This window comes from Paenibacillus sp. Marseille-Q9583, from assembly GCF_976954365.1.
Window position 1 is genome coordinate 23,548 of record NZ_CDRJTB010000028.1, and the last position, 26,619, is coordinate 50,166.

The window sequence follows — 26,619 nt, forward strand, 5'->3', positions numbered from 1 at the left end:
GTGGATTTTTTTCGTTACTATAAAATAAAAATGCGTTTTCATTCCTCTGTTTATTGGGTATTTTAGCTTGCGGGGTGCATAAGCTGGAACAGTGGCTATCGCCTGTGTTTTTCAAATGACAAAGGAGGAATTCCGAATGAACAAAAAGTGGATGATTGGTTCGTTGGCCCTTTCCATAGGCCTTATCTCAGCAAGTGGGGGAGCTATGGCGGCTTCGCCGTCAGCAGGAAGTACGGCAATCAAGAAGGTGGCTGTGTCTGCGCCTGGGAAAGAGGGCCCTGCTACCATCAATAATTTGACGGTGAGAAGCATTATTCCGCTGGTAGTCCATGCAAGAGCTCTTTATTTCTATAGTAATCGAGGCGGAAACATCTTCCCGATAGAAACCTTCACGTATAAAGCGCAGGAGTACCGTTATCTTTCCAGTGACATTGGCACAAAGACGAAGCTGATGAATTACATAAAAAAAGCCTACACTCACAATGCAGCGGCATATTATGTGCAGACTCAATTTTTGGAGTATAACGGAAGAATGTCGCAGGTTAATGCAGATGTAGGCAATTTATTAATGTATGAAAAAGCCACCGCCCGCATGCTCTCCAAAACTGCGACAACCGCTGAATTTGAACTGACTGTTCCTTATCCAGATGCGCAGCAAAGTAGTGAGTCGGTGTATGTGAAGCTGAAGAAAGTGGAGGGATACTGGAGAATCGACACGTCGCCGGATATTCTTTTTTGAGGAAAGGGGTAGGCAGGAGAGAAATGAAAGGGGAAGGGCTACAACTAACAGCGCTTCAGGTCAGAGATATAAACAACACCTGCGAATTTGCCTTTACGGGTAATAATGACACAGTCATTCTTCATAGGTTCTGGGCGATTCATTGCAGCAGCTAATACGGTCTCAAGTGGAGTGGAGATGTCATGGACCAGTGGTGTCTTGTTCATAAGCTTCATGGCAGGTTCTTTGTAGAACAAATCTACTCCTGATCTTCCTGTGGCTTTTAAAAAGAAACGTTCGCTCATTAACAATCCAAGCGGCTCATTCGTGGCATTACAGACGACGATGCATTTAGATTCTGGATGCTGGAACATTACGCGAAGGGCTTCTCTGCAAGTACGTGAGGCAAAAATAGCAGGTGCACTGCGGACAATATTAGAGAGATCATTTACAAGAGCTGTTGACATGGTGTTCATCCTTTCTGATTATAGGTCTATTTCTAATGTACCCCCGAATCGTAAATTTTAAAGGCGAGAAAGGTTATCAGCAGGTAAAATAGATGCACAAGCAAAAACGGTCAGAACCTCACGAGGTCTGACCGTTTTTTTTGTAGGTAATCTATTCACTTCGAACGCCATCCTCTACCAACTGCTTTCTAGGTGCTTCTGGAATAACAGATTTGCTTGCGCTCCCGCGATTTATGGCGATTAATCGTTTTTGTGCGTAATACACGTCACGGGATAATTTCCTTACCTCAGTGGATTTACCGTCAACAAACCGGGTGCTGTAAGTCTCAACAACATATCCGGTCTTCCCATTTTGTATAACGCGTGAGCCTCCACGGGGGAGGGAAGGGTCGTTTACGTACTTGTCGACTGGAGGCAGCACCTCTACGATTTGTGAATGGACCTTATATGTAACATTTTTCGGAAAAGTACCGAAGAGCTTGATCGTTAGTGATCGGCCTTGCACAGCCGCTTTAATAACTAGATATTTGCCAGTCGTATTGCGAAAACGGAAGTTGATATAGCCTTCAGCGAAGGTAGCATCCTGGCCTTTGGGTAGATAGTTGACCGGCAAGGAGTGATTGCGGCGCTCCACAATCTCTAGTCCGGTGCGCAAAGCGGCATTGTATAGTGTACTGGAAACTTGGCAGATTCCACCGCCGACGCCGGCTTGTAGCTTACCGTTCACAATGACTGGCGCTTCGCGGAAGCCGTAATCTATTTTTGCTTTTTCAATAGCTTTGCCATAGTCAAAAACGGCTCCAGGTGGGAGCACGGTTCCGTTCACAGCTTTGGCTGCTGATTCAACGTTGTAGATTCGTCCAGGTCCACTTGCTCCGAGAGAAGTACTGAATTGCATGATTTTTCGCTCAATGCCTTGCTCCTTTAAAGCGTTTAGGGTGATGTCTGGCTGTAATATGGTTAAAGGAACTTCCAGAGTAATCCCCTTTTCTTGCAGCGTGATCAGACGATTAAACCGTGTGGGGGCAGCAGCCCATAGTGAGGTCACCATTCCTGTCCAGTCTACCTCAAGGGAAGTCTTTTCGGACGTATACACTACACGATCATCCCCGGTAATTCGCCGCGTAGCATCTACTGGATCACCGAAGGATTCTCTCTCCCAAGCGGGACTTAGGGTGGTCTGCAATTGAGCAATATCCAGATGGGCTTCAAGACTCCAATTCTGGGGGAAGCTGTAGCGGGCTTTTACACGATCCCATAGCCTCCCTTCCGTAAGATCCTGTAGACCTTGCTCAAAAGCAGCGGCTTCATAGGTCATTCCAGCTTGTTTAAGCTTGAGCGTAAGCTCAGAATTCCCTTCGACCTGCAACACAAGGGGGATAGATTCAAGGGCCTGTAGCTTTTTCTCCAGTTCGGAACGTACCTCTGAGATATTCAGCCCGCCCACCTCCCATCCGGCAAGGGTTGTACCTTTTGGAAGCGTGTTTTTATGGCCATATAGTTGAAGGCCCCCATAGATTAATGAGCCGATAAGAATGAGTGCAATGACTATTATGAGGGTAAGATGGATTTTTTTCATGAATAATCTCCTTCCTGGATGGCTTCTGCGAGCGGCACAGTAGGTTCTTTATATATATATATGTACAGACATTACAAAACTTTCGAATAGTGGGGCAGTTACGGGGTACTCAATCGGTTACAGATTTGTTACAATAGATACATTGCGGAAATATTGAAGTTTATGGAAACTTAAGCTATACCCTGTCGATTCACACAAGTGGAAAATGTCATAATTGGGAAGTGAGAAAATGATTGAAATGCAAGATGTATGGAAGACGTACCCTAACGGAACTCACGCACTGCAAGGAGTTTCAGTAAAAATTGACCGCAATGAATTTGTGTATGTTGTCGGTCCATCCGGCGCGGGTAAATCTACTTTTATGAAATTGATTTATAGAGAAGAAGTGCCAACTAAAGGTCAAATTTCTGTGGGAGGCTTTAACATAGGGAAGCTTAAACAACGTAAAATCCCATATGTACGCCGTAATATCGGCGTTGTGTTTCAAGACTTTCGGTTATTACCAAGGATGACAGCGTATGAGAATATTGCTTTTGCCATGGAAGTTATTGAAGCCCCGAAGAAGGTTATCAAGAAACGTGTGAATGAAGTTCTCGATCTGGTTGGACTCAAAAATAAAGCAAATCGTGAGCCCTCACAGCTCTCAGGTGGAGAACAGCAGCGTATTGCAATTGCTCGGGCTATTGTTAATAACCCATCTGTTATTATTGCGGACGAGCCTACAGGTAACTTGGACCCTGAGACTTCATGGGGCATTATGCAGCTGCTGGACGAAATTAATTTTCGTGGAACAACAATTGTAATGGCTACCCATAATAGAGATATCGTGAATAAAATGCGCAAGCGGGTGCTTGCGATTGAGAACGGAAACATTGTGAGAGACCAGGCGAGAGGGGAATATGGCTATGAGTTTTAAGACCTTCTTGCGACACTTGCGGGAAGGCTTCAAAAGCGTATTCCGTAATGGCTGGATGTCGATTGCTTCGATCACTTCCATCGTCGTCTCTCTTTTTGTCCTAGGTGTATTTATTCTTCTTGTTCTTAATGTGAATGCTGTAGCGGATGAGGCAGACAGCCAGGTACAGATTAATGTTCATTTGGCACTAAATGTAGATCAGAAGTTGCGTGAGACTTTGCAGACTGAAATTGGCAATATGCCGGAGGTCAGCAAGATTACGTTCATCTCCAAGGATCAAGGACTTAAAGATCTCCGTGCAGATATGGGTGAGGACGCGGCTGAGCTTCTGGAAGGGTTCGATGAAGACAATAACCCTCTCCCGGATACGCTTAAGGTAGAAGTTGTCGAACCTACTACGGTAGCATTTGTGGCTGAGAAGATTGAAGCACTCAACAAGACACATACTGATCAGCCCATTTACAAAGTGAAATATGGCAAGGGCTCGATAGAAACCTTGTTCAAAATAACACGCGCTGTACGAAACATTGGTTTTATTTTTGTAGCAGGTCTGGGGCTCATGTCTATGTTCCTCATCTCTAATACGATTCGGGTTACGATACTTGCCCGTCGTAAGGAGATTGGCATTATGAAGCTCGTAGGCGCGACAAATTATTTTATTCGCTGGCCTTTCTTTATAGAAGGGGCATTGATCGGTCTGATCGGATCGCTCATTACCTCCGTCGTCTTGTATGTGGGTTACAGTACGTTGGAATCGACTGTACAGGGAGATCCTATGCTCCAATTGCAGCTAATTCCGTTCGATAGTATTTGGATGCTGGTCGTTGGTGTACTAGTTGGACTTGGCGTGCTGATCGGCGTCTGGGGAAGTACGGTTTCTATTCGTAGGTTCTTGAAAGTTTAATCTTAAAAAGTGAAGGATGGGGAGTGCAAGTTGAAGAAGATTGCCGCCGGATTAGCCGTAATGTTACTAGCTGTCACTATATTCCAGCCCTCTGACGGATATGCAAAAAAAACAAGTGTTGCCGAAATCGACAAGCAGCTAAAGCAGCTGCAAAAAGAGGTGCAGGACGCTAAGGCGCAGCAGGAGAAAGCGGCGTCCCAAACGCAGGAAGCACAGCATTATAAGAATAAAACGAATCTCAATCTGCAGTATGTCTTACAGCAAGTGGATCAAGTTAAGGGCAAAATGACCGAAATCTCTACAAAAATTTCCGATACAGAACAATCTCTGAATGTTACGGCAACGGAATTGGATAAAGCAGAAGCACGGGTCGCCTCCAGAGAGGAAGTCTTAGGGTCCCGTGTTCGGTTAATGTATACGGATGGAGCGGTTTCTTACTTGGATGTTTTGCTCTCATCGACAAGCTTTGCTGATTTTCTGGATCGCGCGGATTCACTTAAGATGATTGTGGATCAGGATCAGGAGCTGCTAGTGCAACATAAGCTGGACAAGCAGACGGTGATAGAGAAGAAACAAGAGCTTGAAGGGCAATATGCCCAGGCCAAGCAGCTGTACACTTCTTTGGAACAACAGAGAAGTCTGCTGAAGGAGAAAGAATCTGAGAAACAGGAGCTTATTGCATTCTATGATAAGCAAATTCAAGAAAGTGATGATTTAAGTGAAGAGCAGAATGAAAAGCTAGTCAAACTGGCAAGCGAACGCTCTGCGCTGGAAACGCAAAAGGATAAGATTAAGGCAGAGGAAGCGGCTCGCAGAGCAGCAGCGGCTAAGGCGGAAGCGGCTCGTAGAGCTGCGGCGGCTGCCAAGAAGGCTGCAGCTGCCAAAGCAAGCAGCAGTTCAAGCTCAAGCTCCAGCTCTAGTGATACGGGATACTCAGGTGGAGATGGGCCGTTTCTACTTCCTGTAGGATCGGCAAGAATCTCATCCCCATATGGACCACGGACACATCCAATTACGGGTGAGAAGGGGAAAGTACACACCGGCGTCGATTTTGCGGTTCCACAAGGAACCAATATTCATGCGGCGGATTCCGGAACGGTTATCTTGGCTGAATGGTGGAGCGGTTACGGGTATTGTGTAATTATTGATCATGGAGGCGGAGTTTGGACGCTCTATGGCCATATACGTAAAGGCGGTCTTAGAGTTAGTGCCGGGGATAAAGTCAATCGCGGAGATGTGGTTGCTGAATCTGGTTCCACAGGTAATTCAACGGGTCCCCACCTTCACTTCGAAGTACGGATTGACGGTAAGATTGTAAATCCTATGCCTTATCTCTAATTTTTAACGAACTTATAACTCATATTATTTGATTGTACGGCATATACTGGAAGAGATACCGTACCTTTCAGGACGGACTTAGGATGTTGTTTACAAGATGGACAAGAAGGGACGGTGGGAACATCATGTTAAAAAAAAGCACCGCGGCGTTTATGATTATCGCCGCCCTGCTATGCGGTAGTTTAGTAACCTTGGGCGTGACGGGTTATACTCATGTCTTTGGACAAGCTGCAGGACAAGGATTAGCCTCTGCGTTGCAGGTTGCAGGTCTACAGCAGAAGGAATCCCAGAAGCTTGGGACTGCGCTTAGTTTGATTGAGAGCAATTACTACGAGACGGTAGACCGGGAGAAGCTGATAGATGGTGCTGTCAACGGTATGATGGAAGCGCTAGGCGATCCCTATTCCAACTATATGGGTAAAGAAACAGCTGAGAAATTCGAAGAAAGCATTGAAGGTTCCTTTTCAGGTATCGGTGCGGAGGTCTCTTCGGATAATGGTAAGGTAGTCGTGGTCTCCCCGATTAAGGGCTCGCCTGCTGAGAAAGCTGGGATTCAGGCTAAGGATGTCATTTTGTCCGTTAACGGAGAATCGCTAGAAGGCATGGATCTGAATGCTGCTGTTGCGAAGATACGCGGACCTAAAGGCAGTAAGGCTACTTTGAAAATACAACGTTCTGGCTCTGTAGAGCCTCTGGAGTTCGCACTTACTCGGGATGATGTGAAGCTTGAGACGGTATACTCTAAGATGGAAAAAGACGGAGTAGGCGTTATCGAGGTTACTCAATTCTCCCTAAATACCGCAGAACGATTCAAGGAAGAGCTTGGGAAGCTAGAGAAGCAAGGCATGAAGGGATTGGTCATTGATGTCCGTAATGATCCAGGCGGTGTCCTCCCGATTGTTATTGAGATGGCTGAAGAGTTCATTCCAGCTGGTAAAAACATAGTTCAAATAGAATACAAAGATAAAAAACGCGAAGTTAGCACCTCCAAGGGATCGAGCAAGGCTTATCCAGTGGTAGTGCTAATGAATAAAGGTAGCGCGAGCGCCTCGGAAATATTGGCGGGTGCCCTGCAGCAGTCAGCGGGAGCCAAGCTAATTGGTGATAATTCATTTGGTAAAGGCACGGTGCAGACAAGCTTTGATAAACAGCTTGGAGATGGCAGTTTGCTGAAGGTTACCATTGCTAAATGGCTTACACCGGACGGCACATGGATCCACGGCAAGGGAATTAAACCGGATATCGCGGTAGCGCAGCCGGATTACTTCTCAGTGGCTCCTATTAACAAGAGCGTGACGCTGCAATATAACATGAACAACGGTGATGTAAAGAGTGCACAGACAATGCTGGATGGCTTAGGCTACAAGCCTGGTCGCAAAGATGGCTATTTCGATACTGGCACCAAGAATGCAGTGAAGAAATTCCAGAGTGAAGCGAAACTTCAAGTCACAGGCATGATTGATGCCAAGACTGCTGAGGCGCTCGAGGTAGCACTGATCAAAGTGATCCAAGACCCTGCCAACGACAACCAACGGAATAGAGGGATTGCTGAGATTCAGAAGGAAATTAAGGCGGCAGCGTCGAAAAAGTAAGAAGGCTGAATTCAGCCTTCTTTTTTTCTGTTAAAACGAGCAAGGGCTAATATTCAGGGAAGAAAAGGAGTGTGACGAACAGTTTGAATGTGATTCAGGAATTATTAGGAAGCTTGGGCACTGCGTTCTTACACTTATTGATCCAGCCATATTACTATATTGCTATTATATTTATTGCGTTGTATTACCGTCGGCAGGTGGCATTAGAACGTAAGCTAATTCATGTGAAGTTACATAGCTGGGGTCAAGAAACGTGGCGAACGGTGTGGAGCGGGCTGGTGATGGGACTAGTGGTTTCTATTGCAGCCATATTGTTAGGTGTATCCTTATCAGGTACAGCTGTGGCCTGCATTTGGGTAGTTAGTATTCTGTTATCGCTATTGCGTGTGCGGTATTTGTGCTTCGCTTATTCTATAGGTCTGCTAGGCGTGATTCAATTTGTACTGTCTTTCTTTCCAGATGCCTTACATAGCGGAACGGTCGGGAATATTACAACAGCCATACGGGAGATGGATATTCCCGCATTGCTAGTGCTAGCTGCGCTACTGCACATGGCGGAGGCGCTGCTTGCCCGCTGGCAAGGGGCGAAGCTTGCGACGCCCCTCTTCTTGAAGGGCAAGCGCGGCATGGTTGTCGGCGGCTATCAGCTGCAGGCTTTCTGGCCGCTGCCGCTGTTCCTGCTGATCCCTTCGGGGGCAGGAACGGATCTGCCATGGCAGCCGCTGCTGGGCGGCGGGCTTGGCATGGTCTCTTTGCCCGTCATCATCGGCTTCAGCGAGATGACGCAGGGCATGCTGCCCGGGCGCAAGGCGGCCCGCACTTCAGGACGGCTGCTGATGTACAGCATCGTCCTGCTCGGCTTAAGCCTGCTTGCCGCTTGGTGGAGCCCGCTGACCCTGCTCGCGGCGCTCGCAGCGATGGTGCTGCACGAAGGGTTAAGCTGGTACAGCGCTCTGGAAGAGCGCAGCATCAGCCCCATCTTCGTGCATCCACCGCGCGGCCGCAAGGTGCTGGCCGTGCTGCCGGGCAGTCCCGGACAGGAGCTGGGCATTCTGCCCGGCGAGATTTTACTGAAGGTCAACGGGGTCCTGTTGACCGATGCCGCGCAGCTACATGAGGCGCTGCGCATGAATCCAGCGTTCTGCAAGCTGGAGGTGCAGAACCGTGAAGGGGAGAGCAAATACCTTCAGAGCCCGATCTACGACGGGGACCATCATCAGCTCGGCATCATTCTGGTACCGGAGACAGATGGAGCGGTTACTGCGGAGGCGAAGCCATCCAGCATCTTCAGCATCATCGCAATGAAGACAGGTACTCGCAGCCGGCATCTTCCGAACGGCCGACTCAAACGGAACAAAGCCGCTGAAGCCAACAAGGAATCGGCGGAAGGATAGCTAAAGTTAAGCCCGGACTCTGGAAATAGAGTCCGGGCTTTTTTGTAGAACTTCTATCCACGCCCACCCTTCAAATAAAAAATAGCAATTTGCGTACGATCTCGCAGCTCTAATTTACTTAGAATATCCGTTATGTAATTTTTGACCGTACCCTCGCTAAGAAACAGCTGTCCGGCGATTTCTTTGTTGGTATGCCCCTCAGCGATGGAGGCGACAACGGCTAGTTCCATTTTGGTCAGTCCCAAAGATTCCAGTGGCTGTGCCTGTGGAGATTCAGGACGGGCCGCGGGCTGTAGAAAGGTGGCTAGCTTGCGCGCGATATCAGGGTGGATTAGCATGTTGCCTTCATTAACTGTTTTGACACCTTGTATGATACGGTCAGGCGGTATGTTTTTGAGCAAATATCCACTGGCTCCATTGCGCAGCGCTTCAATGATATATTCATCGTCATCGAAGGTAGTTAGCATCAGTATCGAAACCTGAGGAAAAGCCTGCTTAATTTTCTCTGTCCCTTCAACACCACCGCAGCCCGGCATCCGAATATCCATCAGAATCACATCCGCCATATCTCCCGCTTGAAGCAAATTCAAGGCCTCGTTTCCGTCACTTGCTGCTCCGATCACTTCAATATCGGGATCCATTCCTATCAGTACCTGCAGACTTTGACGAATAAAAGGATCGTCATCTACAATCATCACCTTAATCATTAGCGTGGCTCCTTCTTCATAATATAGAGTTCTTCTTTGCTTCAAGTCCTACGTTCCCTATACAATCTCTCCCTGCTTATAAATGGGCAACCGCGTAACAATGGTGAATTGAGGCTCCTGCCGCCATTCCAAGGTTCCGCCGATCAGATGTGTTCGTTCGAACATTCCTTTCATCCCGACCCCTCCACTTTCCGGCAGTTTGGTTAGTTTATTGCCTTCGGGAAGCGTCCCGTTGTTGCTGACCTCCATTGTAACTCCAGTATCACTAAAGTCGACTTTAATCGAAATCGCAGTTGCATTTCCGTGACGTAGGGCATTGGTTATGGCTTCTCGGGCGTTCTTATACAAGATTACCTGAATACTAGGGTATAGCGGGTAAGGTATCCCATGCACTTGGTATGAGGTCTCGATTCCCGTATCGCGGCCGATCTCTTCTAGCAGACGGTCTAACGCATAAGCTCCCTCTAATTGTGGCGTATAGTTGATACGCTTCACTGCAGAGCGCATATCGTCCATGCTGGCTGACAATTGATCTCGAATGAGCTCCATCATCTGCATTCCGCTTTCAGGGGAGGTGGGTAAGGTGAGTAGCGCGGCTTCCATCATCATTTTAATGCGGATGAGGCGGTGGCCGATATCATCATGGAGCTGGCGGGAGATGCGAACCCGTTCTTTGGACTGGGCTGCATCTTCTATTTGGGCGTTAAACTCCAGCAGTCGGTTGCGGGCTTCATCCAGCTCGAAATGCTTTTTTCGCAGCTCATCGTAAAGATTGAGGGTGTTCTCACGGCCCCGCCCCGCCCTCTGTAACAATTCGTTGAGATAGGCGATAAGTAGAAAAGTAATGTTGATGAATGTGATTATAAGCTTTGGAGAATCCCAGAGCGCTATGTTCAAGGTAATCAGATGCACAACCGTAAACACGAGAGGTACTGCTTGGGGCTGAAGTCTAGAATAATAAAGTAATGCTGAAATGGCCGGGAAAATCATTATGCTGCCGTACTGGTAACATAACCAGGCAGTGAACAGTATTTCCACAATGCTTATTAAGGCATGAAAGGAACGGGGTAGCTTTGGCACCATGACCACAAGGAATAGAAGCATCAGAATATGCAACGTGAAGATTCCATAGTCAGCATATGGATAGATGTAAATGCTAATACAAGCAGGAATTATGATGAGTAGGTATCGCAATAGGGTCAGTTCTCTAGTCACGCCTAAGACATCCTTTATAGAGTTTCTTCTAATCTTAGCATATTCGCCTACTTCTTCAGGAGATGACTTAAGTCACCTTCAAAAGATGACTTTTCGTACCTCCGTGGTCAATCCCTTTAAGCTAAAATTGTAATTATAGAAGTGCAAAGACAGGAGCGATGAAAAGATGGCAATCGCCGTATTAACCGATGTGGTGAAACGATATGAAGGTAAATTAACAGTAGATCATGTGAACATGACGATAGAAGAAGGAGAAATCTTTGGCTTGCTAGGCCCGAACGGAGCGGGTAAAAGTACAACGATCAGTATGATCTGCGGCTTGCTTAAGATTGACGGGGGAGACATTGTTATCGACGGTCTGCCCGTATCCTCGAAATCACTTGAGGTGAAGAAAAGAATTGGTTTGGTTCCACAGGAATTAGCCTTATACGACACGATGACAGCCGCGGATAACGTTACCTTTTTCGGAAGATTGTATGGTTTGCGTGGCAAGCTTTTGAAGGAAAGGGTAGAAGAGGCTCTTGCGTTCACAGGCCTTAGCGATCGTGCCAAAGAGAAACCCTCGACCTTCTCCGGAGGGATGAAAAGACGTCTGAATATTGCCTGCGCTATTATGCATCGTCCGAAGCTGATTATTATGGATGAACCTACCGTGGGGATTGATCCACAATCTCGTAATCATATCCTTGAATCGGTTAAAGAGCTCAATCGACTCGGCTCAACGATTATCTATACCAGTCACTATATGGAGGAGGTTGCGGCCATTTGCGATCGGGTAGCCATTATGGATAAAGGGCACATCATTGCTTGCGGCACGGAAAAAGAACTACGAGAACGGGTTGCCAAGGAAGAAAAAATCATCATTAAAGCTGCTAATATCACACCGGAGCTTGTTCAGGAGCTGACCCTTCACCCTAGAATCAGACGCGTAGAAGCAAAGGATGAAGTAGTCGAGCTGTATCTGCCTTCTTCACAAGGGGAGCTACAGGATATCCTTTTTATTTTTGCCAAGCATAAGGGGATTATCGGCTCGCTAAATATTGAAGAACCTGATCTGGAGACGTTGTTTCTAAACTTGACCGGAAGGACCTTAAGAGATTAAAGGGGGATTATTCTGATGAATACTTGGACGATTATGATCTATGAGCTGCGAAGACTATTTAGCTCACGTTCTATGATATTAAATATGTTTTTGCTGCCCCTGTTATTGATCTTTCTCTTAGGTGCTTCGCTCTCCGGTGTCGTTGGTGACAAAGGCTCCACTACTATTGATGTTGTGCGAGTGGCTGTTGTTAATCTTTCTGGTGAGGGCTATGAGAGCTCGGCAATGATGGATAGCTTTTTGAAGTCAACAGAGCTTAAGGATATCATTACTCCAGTTATGGCGGGTAGTCGAGAGGCGGCAGAAAGCGGTCTGCGAACAGGAAAATATGGTTATGCGGTTGTTGTTCCTCCAGGCTTTGATAGTAAGGTACAGAGCGGTGAAGCTGCACAGCTGGAATTTATACTGGGCCAAAAAAGTACAGATAACAGGGTGGCAGGGACGGTCTTCGATAATTTTCTGAGGAATCTTAATTATAAGCAGTCTGTGGCGATGACACTGGGTCCAGAAGCTCTGAATGTTATGGCACCTAGTTCTACCAGTGATCAGCCTACCGTAAAGCTTGGAGAACTGAGCGAGGGCGGGTATACCTATACATCATCCCAGTTTTATGCGGTGTCTATGATGCTGATGTTTCTGCTATATAGCGGCTTAACGGTATGTACTTCTCTTTTTAATGAAAAAGAAAATCATACCCTCTTCCGGATCAACGCAATGCCCGTTAAAGGATCTGAGCTATTCATTGGTAAAATGCTTGGCGTAGGTGTTGTAAGTATAGTGCAGTGTGCAGCGATTATTTTTTTAACGAATGTACTCTTCGGCGTAAATTGGGGAAATCGGCCGGGCTTGTTACTCCTATTTTGCCTGCTGATGATTATAGCTTCGATGACATTATCTATCGTTATTTCTATGTTCAGCAAGACTGGAGCAAGCGCAAGAAGTGTCGTTACACTACTCACTGTGAGTATGACCTTCATTAGTGGTGGGATGGCACCTCTTCCTGAATCGTGGGTGAATTCTATAGGGGCGTTTACGATAAACCATTGGGCAATGCAGGCTATCTTGAAAATGATGCTACATGCCGATGTATCGCAAATCATGCCGAATTTGGGAGTATTATCGCTGATCTGTCTTGTGTTGTTCAGTGCAGCGGCTATATCGTACCGGAAGGTGGGTTATCATGGATAAAATCTTAACGATTGCCTGGAACATGGTGAAACGAACCATTGGTACTAGGAAAGGTGTGCTCATCTATATTCTGCTTCCTTGTATTGTACTCGCAGGTATTGTTTCCGTTACGGGAACGATGGGGGAGAACCCAACTGTTGTGCTATATTCCAATATGGATAACGGGGCTGCTGGTAAGCACTTGCTTACTGAACTAAAGAATTCCGGAGAATATAAATTTGTAGAAAAGACTGACGAGACTGCTTTAAGAAAAGGCGTAGTCGATCAGAATGGAGAAGCGGGGATTCTAATTCCAGCAGGCTTCACTTCGGCACTACTTGCTGGAGAAGAACCACAAATTAGTGTATATGAGCTGAAGACGAATGAAACTTCCGTTATGATAAAATTAAAAGCAAGTGCAATTGCTGATGAGATGCGGAGTACAGCCGCGACTATTGGAGCAGCAAATGAAGGGTCTAATGACGTTGACGCACAGTTCACTACGGTTATGCAAAGAGCAGAACAGCACAGTATAGGCAGCATTCGAACTGATTATAATCTATATCCTCGGGAGGGACTGGGAGTCGTTACGGGCTTAACGCTAATGTTTCTCATGAGCCTGGTCACTAGCTCTGTGTCTCTGATTATGGATGATCGGAAAGGCCGGACCATGATGCGAATGTTTAGCGCTCCGGTTCGTTCTTACGAGATTGCTATCGGGAATTTTCTGGGTAGCTTCATGGTCGGACTGATTCAGATCGTCGTAGTACTCGCCTTAGGTCGCTGGGTGCTGCACTATGATTATGAAGTTCCAATCTATCTATATTTCCTTGTTCTTGCGGCATTTATGCTGGTGTCTATGGGGATCGCGAGTACAGTGGCAGGATTAATTCGTAATCCTAATAATGCGGGCATGCTGAATTCACTTATTATCACACCGACTTGTATGCTTGGAGGCTGCTTCTGGCCTTTATCCATTATGCCGGAATATATGCAGAAGGCGGCTAACTTTGTTCCGCAAAAATGGGCCATCCAAGCGGTCGACATCGCTGCTACCGGTGGGGGCTGGAATGAGTTATGGTTACCTTTTGCGATCTTAGGCCTTATGGCGGCTGTGCTGCTGGCGATAGGTTCTGCCATTCTCCGCCCAAGTGAAGCTGGAATCAACGCTTAGGAAGCATAAGGGTAAGTATTCTTCGCTTGGGCTGTTACCTTCAGGTACAATAATAGGTATCAAATGTATTTGATTCTTATTATGTACAACAGAGGACATTTCTAGGAGGATGAACAGATGAGCAGCAATAAATTGGCTTGGACATGGCGGGTGAAGGAAGAATGTCTGGAAGAGTATGTAGCGATGCATTTAAATCCTTGGCCAGAAGTTTTGGAGGAGCACAGTAAGGCTGGTATTTCTAACTATTCTATCTTTCAGAATGGCAATCAGTTTTTTTATTGCTTTGAATGTGAGGACACGGAAGCAGCTTTCGATTATATTGCCAAAAGCGACGCCTGCAACCGATGGAATGCCATTACCTCAAAGATGGTTGAAGGCTCATTTGATTTCAATGATGAGGTGCCAATGTTGCCTTTACGTGAAGTGTTCCATTTAAAATAATGAAGCTGATTCTTTATTAACTAAAATTTGCATAATGTAAAATATCGGCGTATCTTGTTTACAGTCTTTTATATTACGGTTATAATATATTTAATATTGTTTAATTGAATAATTTTTTGTTTTTTGGAGGAGCCTGTCAACAAGGGCTCCTCTTTGTCTTTTTTTGGCTTGGAGATGTCCCTGGTTGGCAGTTCTTATATACAACAAGGGAGTGGATAAAACATGGAGTTTGTTCTATATCTTATGCTGATTATACTATTCACCAAGCTAGCTGGTGATTTATCTGTACGATTGGGACAACCGTCGGTACTGGGTAAGCTAATTGTCGGTATTATACTGGGTCCTGCGGTACTGGGTTGGATTCAAAATGGAGAATTTATTCATTATTTTTCGGAGATCGGTGTTCTATTGTTAATGTTTATAGCAGGGCTTGAGACAGATCTGGATCAACTGCGCAAGAACTGGAAGTCAGCTTTCGCAGTAGCTGTTGGGGGTATTATTTTACCTTTTATTGGCGGGTTCGCCATCGGTGAGATGTTTGGATTTGCTTCTCACAACGCGATGTTTATGGGGGTTATTCTTAGTGCGACCTCGGTCAGCATATCGGTGCAGGTGCTGAAGGATATGAATAAGTTGAATACACGTGAAGGTTCTACCATTCTGGGAGCCGCTGTAGTTGATGATATTCTAGTTGTTATTTTGCTCGCTGTATTAATGAGCTTTTTCGGCACAGGAGAATCAGTATCCATTGGTCTTTTGATTACGAAAAAGGTGTTGTTCTTCGCTGTAGCGCTTGTTGTGGGTTGGTTCGTTGTGCCGCGGGTTATGAAATGGATGGCACCGCTAAAGGTGACAGAGGCTGTTATCGCAGCGGCGCTAATGATTTGCTTTGCGTTCGCGTATTTTGCTGAAATTATGGGGATGGCAGGCATCATCGGTGCTTTTGCAGCTGGGATTGCTATTTCACAAACCTCCTTTAAGCACACTGTGGAATCTAAGCTTGAACCTATTGCCTATTCGATTTTTGTTCCGGTCTTCTTTGTCAGTATCGGACTTAATGTTTCCTTTGAAGGGGTTGGCAGTCAACTAGGATTCGTCCTCTTGTTGACGGTGATTGCTATTCTGACCAAGTTGTTTGGTGGCGGTCTGGGGGCGCGTCTTACAGGATTTAATAACCATTCGTCGCTTATTATAGGTTCAGGGATGATTTCTAGGGGTGAGGTTGCATTGATCATCGCGGCAACAGGTTTGCAAAGCGGATTGTTGCAGCAGCAGTACTTTACTTCGGTCATTATCGTTGTCATTGTAACTACACTTGTAACACCGCCGCTCTTAAAATATATGTTCCGTGATCCAGTACGCGCGGGAGAAAAATAGAAATCATAGCAAAAGGGTGTCCTGAAGCCATTAACGTGGCTCATAGGGCGCCCTTTTTTTGCTACTATGATTCCCTGTACTTCAGAAGGAGAAGGTTCCCCGCCTCAAGACTGAGTATAAAACCAGCCGTAGGGCTGTTTTGACTTCGGCCAAAAATGTCTAAACTAAATCTCGGGATGGAAAATAATACATAATGGGGCAGTCATAAGAGGAGTACCAGAAATATACGGGGTGGAAGGGGAAACGAAAATGAAATGGTTAACCAAATGGTCGTTCGGTAATAAGGCGGCGGTAGGGCTTTTAGTGGTCATGGCGCTTGTAGTGGGTGGGATGAGCTACACTTCGCTACCGATGGAATTTATGCCAGAGGCAGATAATCCTCAAGTGACTGTAACGGTGCTCGGTCCGGGTCAAGATGCCCATGCGATGGAGACGAAAGTTACAAAGCCGATTGAGGCTGGGGCCGCTTTTGTTAAGGGGAAGAAAGAAATACTGTCCACTTCCGGAGACGGATACGCACAGGTGAATATTTTTTATGACTCAAAGACGAATATGAAGGATGCTGCTGGGGAGGTGCAAAAGGTTGTAGATTCGTTGCAGTTCCCTGAAGGGGTAATGGCTCCTTTTGTACTTCAACTGAATACTTCCATGATTCCCGTGTCGCAGGTCACCCTTTCGTTTGACGAAGGTCTGACTAAAGAAAACCTTAAGCTTGCGGAAGAAACGATTATTCCAGAGATGCAACAAGCAGAAGGTGTAGCCAACGTCGCTTTATATGGGAAAGTTACTCCGCAAGTGCGAGTGAAGCTAGATCCAAAATTAATGGCTGAGAAGGGAATCACAACACCTCAAGTACTAGGGTTACTTCAAGGACGTAATGTATCGGCATCTCTTGGGGAGCAGACGATTGGCGGCCAGACAGGCAACATTAATGTGGTTTCTATGATAGATAGTATAGATACGCTGAAGAAGCTCCCTGTTTCCGCGGGCGTTAAGCTGCAGGATATTGCTGCCGTCGAATTGAAGCAGGATCAAGAGAGCGTTAGCCGCTCGAATGGGAAAGATGTTCTTTTCGCCATAGTAACCAAAGAGGCTAATGCGAATGCAGTAAGTGTCGGAGATCATATTCAGGATACCGTAGCACATATTAACAAAACCATTCCAAATGCAGAAGCAGCGGTCGTATTCAGCACCTCGGATATGGTGGTTACCTCGGTGAACAGTATGATGCGTGAGGTATTGCTGGGCGCATTGTTTGCGACGATCGTCATTCTGCTGTTCCTACGCAACCTGCGGGCAACCCTGATTACGGCGGTTTCTATCCCGCTTTCACTAGCAGTTACCTTATATCTGCTTGATATATCCGGCATAAGTTTGAATATTATTACGCTCGGAGGTGTGGCCGTTGCGGTCGGCCGCTTGGTGGATGATAGTATCGTAGTAATCGAGAACATTTACCGCAGGCTGCAAAAAGAACCCTTCTCCCGTGAAATGATTATAAGCGCAACCGGGGAAGTGGCTAGAGCGATTACTTCATCCACGATTGCAACGGTAGCGGTATTTCTGCCGATGGGTCTTCTGCGTGGTAGTTTACAGGCGTTCCTACTTCCGTTTGCCTTAACAGTCACGTATTCATTGCTTACTTCACTCGTTGTAGCTTTGACGGTAGTGCCGCTGTTAAGCTCATGGCTGCTGAGAAGAACTTCAATGAAAGAACACGAGCCGTCTAAATGGTTCACCCGATTCCTCGATTGGAATCTGCGCCGGAAATGGATTACTTTATCGCTAGGTCTTCTCCTTCTGATTGGCTCTATCGCTGCTTATGTGACTATGCCAAAAGGCGCGCTTGATGCTTCAGATGCCAGCTATGTCTCTGTTCAGTTGAATTATCCGAAGGATGTTCCTGTTAAAGAGATTTTAGAAAAAGGAAAGCAATTAGAGCAAGATTTGATGAAACAGCCTGAAGCGGAAACGGTGATCATGCAATCAGGGAACAGTGCAGATGCGGCCCAGTGGGGGTCCGTTAGCTCTGAGACCTTAGTGGACTATACCGTTGTGATGAAAAAAGGTGCAGATGCTGAGGCGTTCATTGATTATGTTCGTGATGTGAAGGATTCCTACGCTGGGGCAACACTTGTTGCTAATCAAATGAGTATGATGGGTTCAAGCTCCACTAGCGAATATATTGATATCGTGGGTGATAATCTTACAGATATTACTGCTGTTGCAGCAGAAGTTACGAATAAGTTGAAGACTGTGGAGGGTATTCAAAAGGTCAGTAGCAATATGGAGGATACCAAACCTGTCTTTACATTTAAGGTAGATCCAGCACAGACGAATGCACAAGAAATTACCATGCAATTGTCAGCTATGCTGAATCCTATCCCTATGGGGCAAATCGAACTGGACGGTACTCCTGCTGGAGTAGTGTTAGATCCTATGGCTGAGCCGAAGTCGGAGCAAGATTTAAAAGCAATGACGCTCATGACTGCTGAAGGTCCAAAGCCGTTGTCACAACTAGCAACCTATGAGGTTCGGAATGAACCAGCACTATTGTTCCATAAAGATGGGAAGCCATATGCGAGAATTACAGCGGAAGTGGATCCGAAGAAGGTGTCTGAAATCGGAGCGGATATTAAAAAGCAAACCGATAGTCTTACCCTTCCAAAGGGTGTGACTCTATTTGCAGGCGGAGCCTCGGTTGATCAGTCAGAGGATTTCGCGGACCTTGGTATGACGGCGCTGATCTCCATCGGTTTGGTGTATCTGATCATGGTCCTCACCTTCAAAACCCTTCGTGCTCCGCTGGCAATCATGTTCTCCTTGCCATTGGCTGCGATTGGGGCGATTGTTGGACTGATCGTATCCGGGGTAACACCTGATTTTACTGCCCTGTTTGGGGCTCTGATGCTAATTGGTATCGTCGTCACGAATGCGATTGTGCTTATCGACCGTATTAAGCAGAATGAAACGCATATGGGTATTCGCGAAGCCATTCTGGAAGCGGCCGGAACACGGATGCGCCCGATTCTGATGACGGCTATTGCTACCATTTGCGCCATGACTCCACTGCTGTTCGGCCATGCCGAGATGGGCAGCATCGTCTCGCAAAGCTTGGCGATTGTAGTCATCGGCGGTTTAACTGCGGCAACACTGCTTACGCTGGTTGTAGTTCCAGCGATTTACGAGCTATTCTACTTCCGTAAATCGGCTAAGGAGCGCAAGGGCGCGGTGAAAGTAGAAACTCCGACGCATGGTGCTTAATATCAAAAAGTTATAGTGATAAACAACTGAAACAGGCCCTTCACAGACATCTTTATGATGCTGGGAAGGGCCTGATGATTTAGAGGATGGGAACTTTTCGTGTAATTGGACAGTGTGAAAAGCAGACCGACGATAACCGATATCGTGGCCTGCTTTTAATATTGCTTATTATCTATTTAGCCGCAAGAACAATTCAATACCGGCTTACGCGCAGCCTGTGTCTCATCCAATCGGCTAATTTCTGTGGTATGAGGTGCGTTGATTACAATCTCAGGTGTCTCTTGCGCTTCTTTCACGATTTGAATCATCGTATCGATGAAGCCGTCGAGCGTTTCTTTACTTTCGGTTTCCGTCGGTTCGATCATCATACATTCCTCAACAGTCAGAGGGAAGTACACGGTTGGCGGATGGTAGCCGAAGTCGAGTAATCGTTTAGCAACGTCTAAGGTGCGTACACCATACTGCTTGAGGTTTTTGCCGGACATTACGAATTCATGCTTACATACGCCCGGATATGGGATTTCAAAATACGGCGCCAGCCGGTGCATCATATAGTTCGCATTCAGCACGGCATTTTCGGATACCTCACGCAGTCCGTCTGGACCATAGGTGCGGATATAGGCGTAGGCACGAACGAGAATACCAAAGTTGCCGTAAAAAGCTTTCACACGTCCAATCGATTCAGGTCCGCCGAAGTCGAGTGAGAAGCTGCTATCTTCGTTTTTCATCACAGTTGGTTGTGGTAGGAACGGAATCAAGATTGATTTTACGCCGACAGGTCCGGCTCCAGGGCCACCACCGCCGTGCGGGGTGCTCATTGTCTTGTGCAAGTTCAGATGCACAACGTCAAAGCCCATGTCGCCAGGGCGGGTAATGCCCATAATGGCATTGGAGTTGGCTCCATCGTAATAGAGTAAGCCACCTGCTTCATGCACGATCTCAGCAATCTCGACGATTTGGGTCTCGAACAAGCCGAGTGTGCTTGGGTTAGTCAGCATCAGTGCGGCTGTGTCACTGCCAACAGCTGTTTTGAGTGCTTCAAGATCAACCATTCCTTTATCTGTGGAAGGGATCGTGATCGTTTCAAGTCCTGCTGCTGAAGCACTAGCAGGATTGGTGCCGTGTGAGGAATCCGGCACGATAACCTTCGTGCGGGTCTCACCGCGGCTTTCATGGTAGGCGCGGATCATCATGAGGCCGGTCCATTCACCATGAGCACCTGCGGCAGGCTGTAAAGATACAGCATCCATGCCAGTTAGTGCAGACAAGTCATTTTGCAGGGTATACATTAATTCCAGTGCGCCTTGAATGCTTTCTTCTGGCTGGTAAGGGTGGATCTTAGCTAGGCCTACGATGCGGGCAACATCTTCATTAATTTTCGGATTGTATTTCATCGTACATGAACCGAGTGGATAGAACCCGTTATCTACACCAAAGTTGCGGCGTGACAAGGAAGTGTAGTGGCGAATGACGTCCACTTCCGATACTTCTGGAAGCACGACGGGGTCGCTACGGAGTAAACCTGATGGAATCAGAGATTCCAAGGTTTCTTCCTGCGGCACATCGCACAGTGGCAAAGAATAGGCCGAACGGCCGGGACGGCTTAATTCAAAAATTAGACTTTGCTCCGGTTTCATAAACAGCCCTCCAGTGCGCTAGCGAATTGGTCAATTTCGTTTTTGCTTCTTTTTTCCGTAACGGCTACCAGCATATGTCCAGCAAGTTCAGGATAATCACGGCCCAGATCATAACCGCCTAGATAACCTTCCTTCAGCAGCTTCGAATTAATTGCACTTACGCTGCTTCCTTCCGGAAGCTTCACGACAAACTCGTTAAAGAATGGGGAGGAAAAGGTAAGTTCAGCCCCTGTTAGTTCGCTTAGTTTATTAGCGGCGTAATGGCTTTTACGAATGTTCAGCTCGCCTACTTCACGCATCCCTTCTTTACCCATTACGGACAGGTAGACGGATGCGCAGAGTGCGAGTAGCGCCTGATTGGAGCAAATATTCGATGTCGCTTTTTCACGACGGATATGCTGTTCACGAGCTTGGAGTGTCAGAACGAAGCCACGTTTACCGTTACGGTCAACCGTTTGGCCGACGATACGGCCCGGCATCTTACGCATCAAGTGCTCAGCTACCGCGAAGAATCCACAAGTTGGCCCACCTAGAGAAGCTGGAATACCGAGTGGCTGAGCGTCACCGACTACGATGTCGGCTCCGAGCTTACCTGGTGTTTCTAGTACGCCAAGAGCGATCGGATTTGCACTGACGACGAACAACCCTTTAACAGCATGGATCAGCGGCTCAACGGTGCTAAGATCTTCGATGCTGCCAAAGAAGTTAGGTGATTGCATCAGTACTGCAGCCGTATCACTATCAATGGCCTCAGCAAGCTTAGCCTGATCGGTAACACCGTCTCTATAGTCAATCTCCACTACTTCAAGACCCCAAGCATTAGCCGATGTGCGTAACACTTGGCGCGCTTCTGGATGAACGGTGCGTGAGACAATTAATTTTTTGCGTTTGGTAGCACCAGCTGCGAGGACGGCTGCTTCGGATAATGCGGTTGCGCCATCATACATGCTGGCATTGGCTACTTTCATACCGGTTAGTTCGCAAATGTAGGATTGGAATTCGAAGATCGCTTGCAGTTCGCCTTGGCTGATCTCCGGTTGATAAGGGGTGTAAGCAGTATAGAATTCTGAACGGGAAATGACATGGTTGATCACCACAGGGATGTGATGGTCGTATAATCCGGCGCCGAGGAAGCTGGCGTGCGAATCGAAGTCAGCATTTCGGTCAGCGAGACCTTTCATATGACGTAGCAGGGCGTACTCATCGAGTGGTTCAGACATCGGCATAGTGCCTTGATAACGGACGGCTTCAGGAATATCGGAGAACAGCTCATCTATGGACTGAATCCCGACGGCTTCCATCATCTCTACGCGGTCCTGTGCTGTCATGGGCAGATAACGGTGCTTCATTAAGGTCTCACTCCTTGGCTTTTTTTAGAAAGTACAATTTTCACGCTATACTTTATCCTTCTATTTCTCGCTTAAAGCTAACCGTCCTAATATGGATGCTAAAGGCGTTTATACTTGTAAAAAGGGGCCTTAATCACGACAGCCTTAAGCTGCTTGCCGCGTATCTCTACGAATACCTCTGTGCCAATTTCACTGTAAGCTGTATCAAGCAAAGCTAATCCCAGGTTGCGTTTGAGCGTTGGTGATTGAGTTCCAGTTGTGACCTCTCCGATTTTGATGCCGTCCGCATAGACTGGATAATGGGAGCGTGGAATGCCTCGATCAATCATTTCTAGACCAACAAGGCGGCGGGGAAGACCGGCTTCTTTTTGCTGCACTAACGCATCACGACCGATGAAGTCTGCTTTGTCCAGCTTTACGAAAAACTGAATCCCTGCTTCAAGAGGCGTGATGTCAGCCGACAGCTCCTGACCGTACAGTGGCAGTTTTGCCTCAAAACGCAGCGTATCACGAGCGCCCAGTCCAGCAGGTGTTAATCCGTGAGGAGCGCCAACTGCGAGAAGGCCGTTCCATAACGTTGCTGCCCCATCCAGTGGAGCGTAAATTTCGAAGCCATCTTCACCGGTATAACCCGTACGGGAGATCAGTACTTCTACACCGCAGACGGTTGCGAGTTCGATGAAGTGGAAAGGCTTGAGCGTTGAGATCGGTGCATCAGTAACTTCTGCGAGTATGGTCTCTGCCAGCGGACCTTGCAAGGCGAGCAAAAGCGTCTCGTCAGAGACATTAGTGAGTGTGACTTCATCGAATTCAGAGGTCAGATGCTCTTGCAGCCACTGGAAGTCCTTATCGATGTTGGAGGCATTTACGACAAGCATATAACGGCCTTCACTTAGTCGATACACGAGCAAATCGTCGACCACACCGCCGTTTGGATAACAGAGCAGCGTATATTGTGCCGCACCATCGGTAAGGCGGCTGACATCGTTGGTCGTCATTTTTTGTAAAAAGGCTTCAGCGCCGCTTCCGATCACCATGAATTCACCCATATGCGATACATCGAACAGTCCAGCCTGCTGGCGAACAGCCTCATGCTCCTTCACGATACCTGTAAACTGTACTGGCAGCTCCCAACCGCCAAAATCAATGCACCTGGACTCCGCATAGGCGGAATAGAGATCATAAAAAGGCGTTCTTTTCAAAGCATCCATGTCGTCACTCCCCTAGTCTGATTACATACGAAAAAAAGGACAGGCAGAAGCAATCATGCATAAATGCACTAATCGCTTTCTGCTCTGTCCTTTGTACCTGAGAGTTACCCTGCGTAACTAACCTGCAAGTTTCCCCGTTGGTGACCTGACGCACTCAGCCTCGCGTCTGATGCTCTCCAGAGGTACGTCCGACAAAGGTCCTTTTGCCTGAGAGATTCACCCCTGTTAGGGCTTACTCCTTCGGCGCCGTCTTCAAGTGAGACAGTCTCTCCCTATGCCATCATCCGCAACTGTATTTGTTTCAAATATAAGAAAGTATATGTTTCACATTATACATTATCCTTATATTTCTTCGAGAAACGGTTATCGTCTATAAAAAAGACGACATCGTCGTTTCTTCTTGTATGTCTCCATTAAACGGGTATAGGAGGGCGCTGTCAACAAGAAAAAGTCAAAAAAACGACAAATTTATTTTACTGTTAGTAACATTGACATTATGCTCCGGGATCACTTAGGCTATAACTAAATTTAGAATTCCAATTTGGAAATGAGGCGGCTTGAAATGAGTGAAGTTTTAGATAACCTTCTTTACAGCGAAGAGCATGAGTGGGCACAGCAAGTGGAAGGACGCGTAGTACGTGTTGGGATTACGGATCATGCTCAGCATTTGTTAGGCGATATCGTGTTTGTGGAATTTCCAGAAGTGGGTTCGGCCATTTCAGCTGGCGACAGCGTAGGTAGTATCGAATCCGTTAAGACCGTATCGGAACTCTATTCACCCGTTTCTGGGAAGGTTACCAAGATTAATGATGGTTTAGAAGCTAGTCCAGAGCTAATTAATGATAAGCCGTATGGTGAAGGTTGGATTTTTGAAATTGAAGTGGACGGAGAGTATGCTGATGCTGTAAAAGGACTGCTAGATGCAGCCGGATATCGTGCATTGGTAGGAGAGTAATTGGGTTTTTTCAGTGTATATTAATTTCATTGCATGTGATATTTGAAGCAGCAAGTTTCCGTTTTTGGGGACTTGCTGTTTGGTGTTTTTATATAGATAGTGGTGGTGATTTTTGCGTTAAATACTGGTATTATTTGGAATTATGGGGTTTTATTTAAAAGCGAATCTACTGGTTGTGGAATTAGGGGAAACCTCCCTTATTTTAGACGAATATAGGGTGACACTAAGGGTTTTAGGGAATTCTTCCCTAAAATTTCAGTGAAAAGGCTATTTCTGACTAAATAGGGTATTAATCAGGGAGTATTTCCGTAATAAATAGTGGCGAGCCCATTTTGGTATGTTGATAAGCAGATTCGCTCCCGCACAGAGCTAGCTACTGTAACTAGCTCTGAGTAAAACATTTTTTATGCACCCTCTTGAAGCTGTCGAAGCACAATGATCTCTACACGGCGGTTCTTTTGTTGACCTGCTGCCGTTGTATTATCCGCGGTGGGCTGGGTATCAGCATAACCTGCGTATTGAAAATTGTCGGGATTCAATCCCTCCCGATCTAAGAAAAAGCGAAGCACTGACAGCGCACGAGCACCAGATAGCTCCCAGTTGTCGTTATAGTGAGAAGTCGAAGATACTGGAGTATTGTCGGTATGTCCTTCAATGCTGATCTTTGCGCCGATATCGCTGAATAAGCCAGATAACTGCTGAAGAGCAGGGAGGGCTGGAGACTTCAGGTCTGCCTTACCTATATCGAAGAGAAACCGGTCACTGAGTGTGATTTCTATCCCCTGCGGTTTGTCGGCAACAAAAATTTGTTCTCCGAGATTATTTTCCTCTACATAGTTCGTGATCACACCCATTAATTCAGCAAGTTTAGCCTCTTGTTCTCGAAAAGCAAGTTCACGTGCCGAAGGTGTTTCGTTCTCCGTTTGTTCAGCAGATCCATCATTCGGTCTCGCAGTTGCAGCTGCATTCCCATTCCCGTCTGTACTTTCCGGTTTGTTCTCAGTTGATTTCCCAGCATCTAAAATGCCGTTCCCACCCTCAAGGACAGTGCTGCCAGACTTGAAGGTCTCGGATAACGAGCCTGTCACGATGTTATATTTGTCAGTATCCAGGCTGCTCATCGCATACAATATAACGAAAAAAATAAGTAAAAGTGTAATTAGATCAGCATAAGTAATCATCCAACGGTCGCGGCTTTCCCGAGTCTCTACACGCCGTTTGCGCCGGTCTCTTTGTCTCATAAAAGACCTCTAGTTTCTGAACGGTCATTCGTGTCCGTGTCTGAGATGAATGAGTTCAGTTTTTTACGCACCAGCAAGGGGTGATCCCCGTTCTGCAAAGAAAGAATGCCGACGAGCAGCATTTCCATACTATGTAGCTGGCTTTGACTGCGGGATTTGATTTTGGAAGCGATGGGTAAAAATATTAAATTAGCGATGGCAACACCGTACAGTGTTGCGGTAAATGCCACTGCGATAGATGTGCCCAGATTTGACGGATCTGTAAGGTTGCCAAGTACACGGATGAGCCCCATCACCGTCCCGATAATTCCCATCGTTGGTGCATATCCACCTGCAGCTTCAAAAATCTTAGCATAGTTCTCATGCTTCAATTCTTTAGCATCCATTTCTAATTCAAGAATCTGTCTTACCTGCTCAGGATCAGTACCGTCTACAATAAGAAGTAGACCTTCACGTGTAAAAGGGTCCGGATGTTCTTCAGCTTGTTTTTCTAACATTAAAACGCCGCCGCGCCGGGCCAAGGTTGCCATTGCAATGAGTTCTTCTGCTTTTTCTACATCACGATCAGGGTTGCTACCGAAAGCCATGCGTAGTGCTGCTGGAATGGAGCGCAGCTTAGATGCCGGGAAGCTGATCATAACGGCGGCAAACGTACCCCCGAACACAATCAAAGCTGCATTAAGCTGCAGCAGTCCTGAGAGGCTTCCGCCTTCCCAAAGATAGCCGCCGATTAACGCAGCCAGTCCAGCCAATAGACCGATTATTGAGGTAATATCCATGCTTCAAGCTCCTAACATTTCTATGTATTATGGTTTGCAACGATCTAGTCAACACTGTATAATGAACGGGAACACATATTCTTATCTTCCAT

22 protein-coding genes and 1 riboswitch are annotated in these 26,619 nt (G+C 46.7%); of the genes, 13 read left to right on the forward strand and 9 right to left on the reverse strand.

Going from position 1 to position 26,619, the window contains the following annotated elements; all coding sequences use genetic code 11:
* The first annotated feature begins 136 nt into the window (after positions 1-136).
* Positions 137-739: a DL-endopeptidase inhibitor IseA family protein gene (locus ACWNM1_RS14610; RefSeq protein ID WP_449601494.1), complete on the forward strand. Its 603-nt coding sequence runs from the start codon at positions 137-139 to the stop codon at positions 737-739.
* A 44-nt stretch (positions 740-783) separates the two neighbouring features.
* Here ACWNM1_RS14610 and ACWNM1_RS14615 read toward each other — a convergent pair whose 3' ends face one another.
* Together ACWNM1_RS14615 and ACWNM1_RS14620 are read right to left on the reverse strand one after the other, a co-directional pair.
* Positions 784-1,185, reverse strand: a complete 402-nt coding sequence (locus tag ACWNM1_RS14615) for a hypothetical protein (RefSeq protein WP_449601495.1) — start codon at positions 1,183-1,185, stop codon at positions 784-786.
* 151 nt (positions 1,186-1,336) lie between these two features.
* On the reverse strand, positions 1,337-2,764 hold the full coding sequence (locus ACWNM1_RS14620; RefSeq protein WP_449601496.1) for a VanW family protein: 1,428 nt from the start codon (positions 2,762-2,764) through the stop codon (positions 1,337-1,339).
* Between the two features lie 229 nt (positions 2,765-2,993).
* Between ACWNM1_RS14620 and ftsE the strand changes: the two genes are divergently transcribed.
* From ftsE to ACWNM1_RS14645, 5 genes are all read left to right on the forward strand, one after another.
* Entirely contained in the window at positions 2,994-3,680 is a 687-nt protein-coding gene (ftsE, locus tag ACWNM1_RS14625) for a cell division ATP-binding protein FtsE (RefSeq protein ID WP_042192319.1), read from the forward strand.
* Positions 3,670-4,584 carry a permease-like cell division protein FtsX gene (gene ftsX, locus ACWNM1_RS14630; RefSeq protein WP_341051459.1) on the forward strand — a complete coding sequence of 305 codons (915 nt, stop codon included), beginning with the start codon at positions 3,670-3,672 and terminating at the stop codon, positions 4,582-4,584. Before ftsE ends, ftsX begins: the two co-directional genes overlap by 11 nt.
* A gap of 30 nt (positions 4,585-4,614) precedes the next feature.
* Complete coding sequence (locus tag ACWNM1_RS14635) at positions 4,615-5,922, forward strand: murein hydrolase activator EnvC family protein (RefSeq protein WP_449601497.1); 1,308 nt, start codon at positions 4,615-4,617, stop codon at positions 5,920-5,922.
* Positions 5,923-6,047: 125 nt separating this feature from the next.
* Positions 6,048-7,514, forward strand: coding sequence for a S41 family peptidase (locus ACWNM1_RS14640; RefSeq protein WP_449601498.1), 1,467 nt, complete (start codon positions 6,048-6,050; stop codon positions 7,512-7,514).
* Between the two features lie 83 nt (positions 7,515-7,597).
* Positions 7,598-8,908, forward strand: a complete 1,311-nt coding sequence (locus ACWNM1_RS14645; RefSeq protein WP_449601499.1) for a PDZ domain-containing protein — start codon at positions 7,598-7,600, stop codon at positions 8,906-8,908.
* Positions 8,909-8,961: 53 nt separating this feature from the next.
* Here the strand turns inward: ACWNM1_RS14645 and ACWNM1_RS14650 are convergent, their stop codons facing one another.
* Together ACWNM1_RS14650 and ACWNM1_RS14655 are read right to left on the reverse strand one after the other, a co-directional pair.
* Positions 8,962-9,615 carry a response regulator gene (locus ACWNM1_RS14650; protein ID WP_449601500.1) on the reverse strand — a complete coding sequence of 218 codons (654 nt, stop codon included), beginning with the start codon at positions 9,613-9,615 and terminating at the stop codon, positions 8,962-8,964.
* Between the two features lie 57 nt (positions 9,616-9,672).
* Positions 9,673-10,830 carry a sensor histidine kinase gene (locus ACWNM1_RS14655; protein ID WP_042192307.1) on the reverse strand — a complete coding sequence of 386 codons (1,158 nt, stop codon included), beginning with the start codon at positions 10,828-10,830 and terminating at the stop codon, positions 9,673-9,675.
* Between the two features lie 166 nt (positions 10,831-10,996).
* Between ACWNM1_RS14655 and ACWNM1_RS14660 the strand changes: the two genes are divergently transcribed.
* The 6 genes from ACWNM1_RS14660 (at position 10,997) to ACWNM1_RS14685 (ending at position 19,355) form a co-directional block, all read left to right on the forward strand.
* Positions 10,997-11,932, forward strand: a complete 936-nt coding sequence (locus tag ACWNM1_RS14660; RefSeq protein WP_449601501.1) for an ABC transporter ATP-binding protein — start codon at positions 10,997-10,999, stop codon at positions 11,930-11,932.
* Positions 11,933-11,947: 15 nt separating this feature from the next.
* Positions 11,948-13,120: an ABC transporter permease gene (locus ACWNM1_RS14665; RefSeq protein WP_449601502.1), complete on the forward strand. Its 1,173-nt coding sequence runs from the start codon at positions 11,948-11,950 to the stop codon at positions 13,118-13,120.
* A complete protein-coding gene (locus ACWNM1_RS14670) occupies positions 13,113-14,273 on the forward strand; it encodes an ABC transporter permease (protein ID WP_449601503.1) in 1,161 nt (386 codons plus the stop codon). The genes ACWNM1_RS14665 and ACWNM1_RS14670 overlap by 8 nt, the downstream gene beginning before the upstream one ends.
* Before the next feature lie 117 nt (positions 14,274-14,390).
* Complete coding sequence (locus ACWNM1_RS14675; protein WP_449601504.1) at positions 14,391-14,714, forward strand: L-rhamnose mutarotase; 324 nt, start codon at positions 14,391-14,393, stop codon at positions 14,712-14,714.
* A 222-nt stretch (positions 14,715-14,936) separates the two neighbouring features.
* The gene (locus ACWNM1_RS14680; protein ID WP_449601505.1) at positions 14,937-16,091 is read left to right on the forward strand and encodes a cation:proton antiporter; all 1,155 of its coding nucleotides are present in this window, start codon (positions 14,937-14,939) and stop codon (positions 16,089-16,091) included.
* Between the two features lie 249 nt (positions 16,092-16,340).
* Positions 16,341-19,355 carry an efflux RND transporter permease subunit gene (locus ACWNM1_RS14685; protein ID WP_449601506.1) on the forward strand — a complete coding sequence of 1,005 codons (3,015 nt, stop codon included), beginning with the start codon at positions 16,341-16,343 and terminating at the stop codon, positions 19,353-19,355.
* A gap of 176 nt (positions 19,356-19,531) precedes the next feature.
* On the opposite strand, the gene gcvPB is transcribed toward ACWNM1_RS14685, so the two are convergent.
* The 3 genes from gcvPB to gcvT form a co-directional block, all read right to left on the reverse strand.
* Positions 19,532-20,992 (reverse strand): aminomethyl-transferring glycine dehydrogenase subunit GcvPB, encoded by a 1,461-nt coding sequence (gcvPB, locus tag ACWNM1_RS14690; RefSeq protein WP_449601507.1) that lies wholly within the window; start codon positions 20,990-20,992, stop codon positions 19,532-19,534.
* Entirely contained in the window at positions 20,989-22,341 is a 1,353-nt protein-coding gene (gcvPA, locus tag ACWNM1_RS14695) for an aminomethyl-transferring glycine dehydrogenase subunit GcvPA (RefSeq protein ID WP_449601508.1), read from the reverse strand. The genes gcvPB and gcvPA overlap by 4 nt, the downstream gene beginning before the upstream one ends.
* A gap of 98 nt (positions 22,342-22,439) precedes the next feature.
* On the reverse strand, positions 22,440-23,552 hold the full coding sequence (gene gcvT, locus ACWNM1_RS14700) for a glycine cleavage system aminomethyltransferase GcvT (protein ID WP_449601509.1): 1,113 nt from the start codon (positions 23,550-23,552) through the stop codon (positions 22,440-22,442).
* A gap of 185 nt (positions 23,553-23,737) precedes the next feature.
* Positions 23,738-23,836: riboswitch (glycine riboswitch) on the reverse strand.
* Between the two features lie 278 nt (positions 23,837-24,114).
* Here gcvT and gcvH point away from each other — a divergent pair.
* On the forward strand, positions 24,115-24,507 hold the full coding sequence (gene gcvH / locus ACWNM1_RS14705; RefSeq protein ID WP_076286985.1) for a glycine cleavage system protein GcvH: 393 nt from the start codon (positions 24,115-24,117) through the stop codon (positions 24,505-24,507).
* Positions 24,508-24,911: 404 nt separating this feature from the next.
* Here gcvH and ACWNM1_RS14710 read toward each other — a convergent pair whose 3' ends face one another.
* Both ACWNM1_RS14710 and ACWNM1_RS14715 read right to left on the reverse strand, forming a co-directional pair.
* Positions 24,912-25,748, reverse strand: coding sequence for a flagellar motor protein MotB (locus tag ACWNM1_RS14710; RefSeq protein ID WP_449601510.1), 837 nt, complete (start codon positions 25,746-25,748; stop codon positions 24,912-24,914).
* Complete coding sequence (locus tag ACWNM1_RS14715) at positions 25,745-26,527, reverse strand: flagellar motor protein (protein ID WP_449601511.1); 783 nt, start codon at positions 26,525-26,527, stop codon at positions 25,745-25,747. The genes ACWNM1_RS14710 and ACWNM1_RS14715 overlap by 4 nt, the downstream gene beginning before the upstream one ends.
* Positions 26,528-26,619: the final 92 nt, after the last annotated feature.

Coding starts and splice junctions, on each gene's coding strand:
- ACWNM1_RS14610 (WP_449601494.1), top strand. CDS start 137: ATGAACAAAAAGTGGATGATTGGTTCGTTGGCCCTTTCCATAGGCCTT.
- ACWNM1_RS14615 (WP_449601495.1), bottom strand. CDS start 1,185: ATGTCAACAGCTCTTGTAAATGATCTCTCTAATATTGTCCGCAGTGCA.
- ACWNM1_RS14620 (WP_449601496.1), bottom strand. CDS start 2,764: ATGAAAAAAATCCATCTTACCCTCATAATAGTCATTGCACTCATTCTT.
- ftsE (WP_042192319.1), top strand. CDS start 2,994: ATGATTGAAATGCAAGATGTATGGAAGACGTACCCTAACGGAACTCAC.
- ftsX (WP_341051459.1), top strand. CDS start 3,670: ATGAGTTTTAAGACCTTCTTGCGACACTTGCGGGAAGGCTTCAAAAGC.
- ACWNM1_RS14640 (WP_449601498.1), top strand. CDS start 6,048: ATGTTAAAAAAAAGCACCGCGGCGTTTATGATTATCGCCGCCCTGCTA.
- ACWNM1_RS14650 (WP_449601500.1), bottom strand. CDS start 9,615: ATGATTAAGGTGATGATTGTAGATGACGATCCTTTTATTCGTCAAAGT.
- ACWNM1_RS14660 (WP_449601501.1), top strand. CDS start 10,997: ATGGCAATCGCCGTATTAACCGATGTGGTGAAACGATATGAAGGTAAA.
- ACWNM1_RS14665 (WP_449601502.1), top strand. CDS start 11,948: ATGAATACTTGGACGATTATGATCTATGAGCTGCGAAGACTATTTAGC.
- ACWNM1_RS14670 (WP_449601503.1), top strand. CDS start 13,113: ATGGATAAAATCTTAACGATTGCCTGGAACATGGTGAAACGAACCATT.
- ACWNM1_RS14675 (WP_449601504.1), top strand. CDS start 14,391: ATGAGCAGCAATAAATTGGCTTGGACATGGCGGGTGAAGGAAGAATGT.
- ACWNM1_RS14680 (WP_449601505.1), top strand. CDS start 14,937: ATGGAGTTTGTTCTATATCTTATGCTGATTATACTATTCACCAAGCTA.
- ACWNM1_RS14685 (WP_449601506.1), top strand. CDS start 16,341: ATGAAATGGTTAACCAAATGGTCGTTCGGTAATAAGGCGGCGGTAGGG.
- gcvPB (WP_449601507.1), bottom strand. CDS start 20,992: ATGAAACCGGAGCAAAGTCTAATTTTTGAATTAAGCCGTCCCGGCCGT.
- gcvPA (WP_449601508.1), bottom strand. CDS start 22,341: ATGAAGCACCGTTATCTGCCCATGACAGCACAGGACCGCGTAGAGATG.
- gcvT (WP_449601509.1), bottom strand. CDS start 23,552: ATGGATGCTTTGAAAAGAACGCCTTTTTATGATCTCTATTCCGCCTAT.
- gcvH (WP_076286985.1), top strand. CDS start 24,115: ATGAGTGAAGTTTTAGATAACCTTCTTTACAGCGAAGAGCATGAGTGG.
- ACWNM1_RS14710 (WP_449601510.1), bottom strand. CDS start 25,748: ATGAGACAAAGAGACCGGCGCAAACGGCGTGTAGAGACTCGGGAAAGC.
- ACWNM1_RS14715 (WP_449601511.1), bottom strand. CDS start 26,527: ATGGATATTACCTCAATAATCGGTCTATTGGCTGGACTGGCTGCGTTA.